The sequence below is a fragment of the Clavibacter sp. MX14-G9D genome (genome assembly GCF_032917815.1).
GTDB lineage: Bacteria > Actinomycetota > Actinomycetes > Actinomycetales > Microbacteriaceae > Clavibacter > Clavibacter michiganensis_K.
Map to the genome: position 1 here is coordinate 1 of NZ_JAVCVL010000152.1, position 6,876 is coordinate 6,876.

General features: G+C 73.8%; 10 protein-coding genes and 1 pseudogene. 8 read left to right on the plus strand and 3 right to left on the minus strand.

The genetic code is table 11. From position 1 onward, the window contains the following. Positions 1–138 precede the first annotated feature (138 nt). Positions 139–948, plus strand: coding sequence for a pyrroline-5-carboxylate reductase (gene proC / locus Q6969_RS11560; RefSeq protein WP_317230576.1), 810 nt, complete (start codon positions 139–141; stop codon positions 946–948). A 58-nt stretch (positions 949–1,006) separates the two neighbouring features. Here the strand turns inward: proC and Q6969_RS11565 are convergent, their stop codons facing one another. Further along, positions 1,007–1,675 (minus strand): TrkA family potassium uptake protein, encoded by a 669-nt coding sequence (locus Q6969_RS11565; protein WP_094115009.1) that lies wholly within the window; start codon positions 1,673–1,675, stop codon positions 1,007–1,009. A gap of 64 nt (positions 1,676–1,739) precedes the next feature. Continuing rightward, complete coding sequence (locus Q6969_RS11570; protein WP_317230577.1) at positions 1,740–3,164, minus strand: potassium transporter TrkG; 1,425 nt, start codon at positions 3,162–3,164, stop codon at positions 1,740–1,742. 78 nt (positions 3,165–3,242) lie between these two features. On the opposite strand from Q6969_RS11570, the gene Q6969_RS11575 reads away from it, so the two are divergent. The 3 genes from Q6969_RS11575 (at position 3,243) to Q6969_RS11585 (ending at position 4,324) form a co-directional block, all read left to right on the plus strand. Further along, positions 3,243–3,791: a metalloregulator ArsR/SmtB family transcription factor gene (locus Q6969_RS11575; RefSeq protein WP_317230578.1), complete on the plus strand. Its 549-nt coding sequence runs from the start codon at positions 3,243–3,245 to the stop codon at positions 3,789–3,791. A 122-nt stretch (positions 3,792–3,913) separates the two neighbouring features. Then, the gene (locus tag Q6969_RS11580; protein ID WP_317230579.1) at positions 3,914–4,153 is read left to right on the plus strand and encodes a helix-turn-helix domain-containing protein; all 240 of its coding nucleotides are present in this window, start codon (positions 3,914–3,916) and stop codon (positions 4,151–4,153) included. 72 nt (positions 4,154–4,225) lie between these two features. Continuing rightward, positions 4,226–4,324 carry a 30S ribosomal protein bS22 gene (locus tag Q6969_RS11585; protein WP_003792170.1) on the plus strand — a complete coding sequence of 33 codons (99 nt, stop codon included), beginning with the start codon at positions 4,226–4,228 and terminating at the stop codon, positions 4,322–4,324. 138 nt (positions 4,325–4,462) lie between these two features. Here the strand turns inward: Q6969_RS11585 and Q6969_RS11590 are convergent, their stop codons facing one another. After that, entirely contained in the window at positions 4,463–5,215 is a 753-nt protein-coding gene (locus Q6969_RS11590; protein ID WP_317230580.1) for an HAD-IB family hydrolase, read from the minus strand. 77 nt (positions 5,216–5,292) lie between these two features. Here Q6969_RS11590 and Q6969_RS11595 point away from each other — a divergent pair, with 77 nt between their 5' ends. From Q6969_RS11595 to Q6969_RS11610, 4 genes and pseudogenes are all read left to right on the plus strand, one after another. Next, positions 5,293–5,556: a glutaredoxin family protein gene (locus tag Q6969_RS11595; protein WP_317230581.1), complete on the plus strand. Its 264-nt coding sequence runs from the start codon at positions 5,293–5,295 to the stop codon at positions 5,554–5,556. 58 nt (positions 5,557–5,614) lie between these two features. After that, positions 5,615–5,917: a Dabb family protein gene (locus Q6969_RS11600; RefSeq protein WP_094115015.1), complete on the plus strand. Its 303-nt coding sequence runs from the start codon at positions 5,615–5,617 to the stop codon at positions 5,915–5,917. A gap of 77 nt (positions 5,918–5,994) precedes the next feature. Beyond that, the gene (locus Q6969_RS11605) at positions 5,995–6,636 is read left to right on the plus strand and encodes an ATP-binding cassette domain-containing protein (RefSeq protein WP_317230582.1); all 642 of its coding nucleotides are present in this window, start codon (positions 5,995–5,997) and stop codon (positions 6,634–6,636) included. Then, a pseudogene (locus tag Q6969_RS11610) lies at positions 6,633–6,876 on the plus strand (hypothetical protein); the annotation flags it as partial. The gene Q6969_RS11605 and the pseudogene Q6969_RS11610, both read left to right, overlap by 4 nt.

Consider the following 6,876-nt stretch of genomic DNA (forward strand, 5'->3'; position numbering starts at 1 on the left):
CCCCCCCCCCCCCCCCCCCCCCCCCCCCCCCCCCCCCCCCCCCCGGGGGGGGGGCCCCCCCCCCCCCCCCCCCCCCCCCCCCCCCCCCCCGCCGATCCCGCGAGCACGACGGAGCCCGTCCGGCTCCCGACGCTCGCGATGCTCGGCACCGGATCCATGAACGGCGCCATCCTCGGCGGCCTCCTCTCGCCGCGGGTCCGGGTCGACGGCGACGTGCGCGTGACGACCCGCTCCGCGGCCAGCGCGTCGGCCCTCGCCCGCCGCGACGGGGTCTCCGCCGCGAGCGTCGAGGAGGACCCCGACGCGAACCGCCGCGCGGTCCGCGGGGCCCGCGTCGTCATCGTCGGCGTGAAGCCGCACATGGTCCCGGACCTGCTGCGCGAGGTCGCCGACGACCTCGATCCCGGCACTCTCGTGGTGAGCGTCGCGGCCGGCGTGACCATCGCGACGTTCGAGGCGCTGCTGCCGGCCCACGTCGCGGTGGTGCGGTCGATGCCGAACACTCCGTCGCTCGTGGGCCGCGGCGTCGCCGGGCTCGCGGCGGGCACGCGCTCGACTCCCGAGGACCTGGCGCTCGCGCGCGCGGTGTTCGCGACCGTCGGCGACGTGGTCGAGGTGCCCGAGGAGCGGATCGACGCGCTCAGCACGATCTCGGGATCGGGGCCCGCCTACGTCTTCCTCCTCGTCGAGGAGCTGACGCGCACCGCCGAGGCCAAGGGCTTCAGCCCGGAGGAGGCGCGGGTGCTCGTGCAGGGCACGTTCCGCGGAGCGGTCGAGCTGCTCGCCGCGTCCGACGACGACCCCGCCGAGCTGCGGCGCCGGGTCACGAGCCCGAAGGGCACCACCGAGCGGGCCGTCGAGGTGCTGCAGGCGGCCGACCTGTCGGGGCTCTTCGACCGCGCGACGGACGCCGCCCTCGCCCGGGCGCGGGAGCTCGCGGCGGGCTGACGCGCGCGGCACGCATGCCGCGCCGCGCCCTGCACGGGGCGCCCCGCCTCGCCCGTGCCTAGGAGAGCGAGGCGAACCGCTCGATGTCGGCCGACGTGCCGGACACGATGATGAGGTCGTGGTTCGAGACGACGGTCTCCGCGGTCGCGTAGGTGAAGGGCTTGCCGGGCGTCTTAACGCCGACCACGGTGATGCGGTAGCGGCGGCGCACGGACGACTCGGCGAGCGCGAGCCCGCGGATCGGCTTCGGCGGGTACATCTTGGCGAGCACGAAGTCGTCGTCGAACTCGATGAAGTCGAGCATCCGCCCCGACACGAGGTGCGCCACCCGCTCGCCCGCCTCCGCCTCCGGGTAGATCACGTGGTTCGCGCCGATGCGCTCGAGGATCTTGCCGTGCGACTGGCTGATGGCCTTGGCCCAGATCTGGGGGATCTTGAGGTCCACCAGGTTCGCGGTGATGAGGACGCTCGCCTCGATGGAGGAGCCGACCGCGACCACCGCGATGGAGAAGTCCTTGGCGCCGAGCTGCTGCAGCGCCTCGATGTTGCGCGCATCGGCCTGCACCGCGTGGGTGACCCGGTCGGACCACTTCTGCACGAGGCCCTCGCTCGCGTCGATCGCCAGCACCTCGCGGTCGAGCCGGGCCAGCTGGCCGGCGGTCGCGGCGCCGAACCGGCCGAGGCCGATCACGAGCACGGGGGCGTTGTGGGGGATGCGTTCGCCCATGGGGGGCCTTCCTGGTGCGGCGGTGCGGTGGGTGGGTCAGGTGCGGGGGACGCGGGTCGTCGGATCAGCCGACGATCGGGCGCTCCTCGGAGCGCTGGAACAGCTGGCGCCTCGTGCTCGCGGCCAGGGCGGCCGCGAGCGTCACGGTGCCGACGCGTCCCAGGAACATGGTGGCCGCGAGCACGTACTTCGCGGGATCGGTGGCCTCGGCCGTGAAGCCCGTGCTGAGGCCCGAGGTGGCGAAGGCGGAGATCGCGTCGAAGAGCACGTAGTCGAGGCGCTCGCCGGAGATCTGCAGGAGCACGATGCTGCTGAGCGCCACCGTCGTGGCGCCCCACAGCACGATGCTCACCGCCAGGCGGAGTACGTCGCTCGGGATGCGGCGCTCGAAGACCTCCATCGACTCGCTGCCGCGGGCCTCGGCGAACGCGGCGAGGAACAGGATCGCCAGGGTCGTGACCTTGATGCCGCCGGCGGTGGACGCGGATCCGCCGCCGATGAACATGAGCATGTCCGTGACCAGCAGGCTCGCGTTGCCGAACTCGGCCATGTCGAGCGTCGAGAACCCGCCCGAGCGCGTCATGACGGAGAGGAACAGCGCCTGGAACCCGTGCTGCACCGGGTCCATCAGCGCGAAGGTCCGCTTGTTGTCCCACTCGAGGATCACGTAGGCGAGCGTGCCGAGGACGATGAGGATCAGCGACGTCCAGAGCGTCAGCTTCACGTGCACCGAGAACCGACGGGGCTTCCGCCACCCGCGGTAGACGGCGTAGATGACGGGGAAGCCGATGCTGCCGAGGAAGACGCCGACCATGAGGAGGCTGAGGAACCAGTAGTCCTGGTGGTACAGCTCGAACCCGGCCTCGCTGAAGACGAACCCCGTGTTCGTGAACGCCATGAGCGAGTAGTAGAAGGCGTCGAGCGCCGCCTGGCCGACCGGGATGCCCTCCAGCAGGATCCGGGGGAAGAGGAGCGCCGCGATGGACAGCTCGATGACGAGGGCGCTGATCGCGACCGTGAGCAGCAGCGTGCCGATCTCGCCGAGCTTCACGGCCTGGCCCTCCGCGACGGGGCCGTGGTGGATGCGCAGGGGGTTGCTGTCGCTCGCGGCCATGAGCCGGGCCTTGAGGCCGAGGCGGCGCGACACGATGAGGCCCATGATCGACGCCAGCGTGAGCACGCCGATGCCGCCGATCTGCACGCCGAGGGCGATGAACGCGTGGCCGAGCGGGGTCCAGTACGTGGCCATGTCGACCGTCGCGAGGCCCGTGACGCAGATGGCGGAGACGGCCGTGAAGAGGGCGTCGGCGAACGGCGCCGCGTCCCCCGACGTCGTCATGCCCGGGAGCATGAGGATCGTGGTGAGCGTGAGCACCAGCGCGGCGAAGATGAGGATCGCGAAGCGCGCGGGCGTGGAGTGCGCGAAGTAGTCGAGGAAGTCGCGGATGCGTCCCAGCAGGGGTCGCCCGTGATCCGGCCTGACGCGCATGGTCCCCTTGTCCGTTCGACGGCCCTGGGGCCCGGTTCGCCATGGTACTGCGAGCGCGGGACGGAATAGCCTTCGGGCATGGCTGACATCTTCGACGTCGTGTCGGATCCCACCCGCCGCGACCTCCTCCGCGTGCTGCTCGACCGTCGCGCGGTGCCCGAGGCGCCCACGGGCGAGATCAGCGTGTCGGAGCTCGTGCAGACGCTCGGGCTCACCCAGCCGACCGTCTCCAAGCACCTTCGCGTGCTCCGCGACATCGGCCTCGTGTCGGTGCGGGAGGAGGGGCAGCACCGCTACTACCGGCTGGAGCCGGCGCCGCTCGAGGTGCTCGACGCCTGGATCGCGCCCTTCGTCGACGACGGCCGCGACGACCGGCCGCTCGACGACGCCGCCGCCGATCCCGACACGGGCCTCCTCGGCGGGGGCCTCTCGCGGGACCCCGACGAGGACGGGGACCACGACCCGTCCGGCTATCCGTTCGCCGCGTCCCTCGGACGGATCTGGGCCGACACCCGGTACCAGGCGGCGGCCGCCGTGCACGACGCGACGCGGGTCGCGGGCACCGCGGGTCAGGCGGGTCTCGGCCGTCTGCGGGGCCGGAAGCCGGGGAGCGCGCGGGACGCGTGATGCAGGATGTGACACGATGGACACGCGTCCATCCGGACCCCTAGACTCGCGCACCAGCGCCCGCATCGCGGGTGCTCCACGGCCCGTGAGCCGGTCACGCAGAACGAGGAGTCGATCCGCCCATGTCGCGTGACCTGTCCGACGTCCGATTCCTCACGGTGGCCGAGGTCGCGGAGATGATGCGCGTCTCCAGGATGACCGTCTACCGCCTCGTGCACTCGGGTGACCTGCCCGCCATCCGCTTCGGCCGCTCGTTCCGCGTGCCGGAGTCCGCCGTCCTGGCCGCGATCGACCCGTCGAACGCGCTGCCCGGCCAGCCCGGCGACGCCTCGCGTCACACCGGCATGTCGGATGTCGGCTAGACTCCTCTGAGGCTATTTTCCGCGGGTCACCAGAGCCCGCGCGTTCCGTCCGGCAACAGATGAGGTGCCCCTATGGGTTCAGTGATCAAGAAGCGTCGCAAGCGCATGGCGAAGAAGAAGCACCGCAAGCTGCTTCGCAAGACGCGCCACCAGCGTCGCAACAAGAAGTAGAGCGGACGCGTCCATGAGGGCGCAGCACGCGAGGAGAGGACGCCGACCCGGAGACGGGGCGGCGTCCTCTTCGTGCGTGCGGCGGCATGCGGGCGTCGGTGCCGGTCGTGGTGCTGCGCCGGTGGCGGAGCGCGGCGGTCACGGGGCGGCGGGGCCTGCGGCCTGCGCGGCCTCGCGGCGCACGCGTCGACGGGCGTCGCGGATGCTCGCGCGCCGCAGCCGGAGGGACGGCCAGCCGGATCCGCGAGCGTGGGCCGCGAGCGCCTGGTCGGGGTTCACGACCACGGGGTGCCCGACGAGCGTGAGCAGCGGGATGTCGTGCCGCGAGTCGGAGTAGGCCCAGCAGTCGTCCGGCGCCGCGCCGGTGCGCGCGAGCAGGGACCGCGCGGCGTCGGCCTTGTGCGCGCCGTGCAGGAACTCGCCGTCGAGGCGGCCCGTGTAGGCGCCGTCACGCACCTCGAGCGCGCTGCCGAGCGCGCCCGTGAACCCGAGGCGCCGCGCGATCACGTCGGCGAGGAACGCGGGCGACGCCGTCACGAGCCAGACCTGGTGGCCCTTCGCGAGGTGCTCCTGCGCGAGGCCCAGCGTCTCCGGCCAGACCGTGCGCGCGGTGTGCTGCTCGTAGATGGCGTCGGCGAGGCGGGCCATGTCCGCGACCGTCACGCCCGTGACGACCTCGAGGCCGCGGGCGCGCGCGGAGGCGAGGTGCCGGTCGTTCTCCCCGCGCGCCTTGAAGCGCGCGTGCTTCCACCCCGCGCCGACGATGTCGCGCGCCGTGAGGAGTCCCGCCGCCCGGAGCCCGCGCACGAGGTGGAACACGCTCGCGCCGTGGATGAGGGTGTTGTCCACGTCGAAGAGCGCGAGGACCGGGGTGCCCGCCTGCTCGACCATGATCGCCTCAGCGTAGGCGACGCTCCTGCGCCGGCCGTCCGGGCGGCGGCGCGCGGGCGCTCGCCTACGCTGGACGGATGAGCGCCACCGTCCTCACCCTCGTCGGCAAGCCCGGCTGCCACCTCTGCGACGACGCCCGGGAGGTCGTGACGCAGGTGATCGGCGGGCTCGACGCCGCGCGGGCCGCCGAGGTGACGCTCGAGGAGCGCAGCATCCTCGACGACCGGGCGCTGGCCGACCGGTACGCGGAGGAGATCCCCGTGCTCCTCATCGACGGACGGGTGCACAACTACTGGCGCATCGACGCCGACCGGCTGCGCGCCGCGCTCGACGCCCGCTGACCCGACGCGGGCGGCTTCCCGCGGGGACGGCCGCCGCCGGCGCGGATAGGGTCGGGGCATGACCCTGCGCCACGTCGTCTCCTGGAAGCTCGCCGACCGCGATCCCGCCGCCCTCGATCGCGACGCCGCCCGCGTCGCCGAGGCACTCGGCACCCTGCCCGGCCTCGTGCCCGGCATCCGCTCGTTCCAGGTGGGGCGCGACGTGGTCGGATCCGCGCGCAGCCACGACCTCGTGCTCATCGCCGACTTCGACGACCGCGCCGCGCTCGACGCCTACGACGTGCACCCGGAGCACCAGCGCGTCGCGGCCTTCGTGCGGAGCCTCGTGGCCTCCGCGGCGTCGGTCGACTTCGAGGTCTGATCCCGGCGGACGGCCGATCCGCGCCCGCCGCGCGTCCCATCGGACGCGGTCGCGGACGCGTGCGGCAGGATGGCCGGATGGGGGATTCGGTCGAGGTCGAGCGGGTGTCCGTGGTCGTCGACGGGATCCCGCTGCTGCGGCCCACCGACCTCGTGGCCCGCGACGGCGAGGCGGTCGCCGTGACCGGCCCGAACGGTGCCGGGAAGACCACGCTTCTCCGGGTGATCGCGGGCCTCAGCCGGCCTACGTCGGGATCCGCGCGGGTGCGGGGCCGGGCCGTCGACGAGCGCGACCGGGGGTTCCGCCGGGCGGTGTCCGGCTCGATCGGCCATCCGCCCGTCGCGCGGGACCTCACCCTCCAGGAGCACCTCGCCGTCATCGCGGCGACGTGGGGACGGGACGCGGGCGCCGCCCGCGAGCACGCCGCGGAGCACCTCGAGCGCTGGCGGCTCGCGTCGCTCGCCCGCCGCTTCCCGCACGAGCTGTCCTCGGGCCAGTCGCAGCTCGCGGCGCTCGCGATGGCGACCGTGCGGCCCTACGACGTCCTCCTCCTCGACGAGCCGGAGCAGCGGCTCGACCCCGACCGGCTGCAGCTCGTGATCGGGATCCTCCGCGAGGAGATCGCCGCCGGCCGCACGATGGTGCTCGCGACGCACAGCGCCGTGCTCCGCACGGCGGTCGCCGGCCGGTCCGTCGCGCTCGTCGGCGACGTCGCGTGACGGCGGGGCGGACGCTCCGCACGGTCCGCGCGATCCGGCTCGAGCGCGGGGGCACGTCGCCGATGGACCTCGCCTACGCGGTCTACTCGGGCGTGCTCGCGGTGCTGATCCTCGGGATCCCGGTGCTCCGCGCCATCGTGCTGGAGCTCGCGGAGCCGGCCGCCGCGGCCGCCCTCCGGGAGCACGGCCCGACGGCGGCCACCGTGGCGTCGGGACTCGCGGCGACCGCGCTCGCGCTCG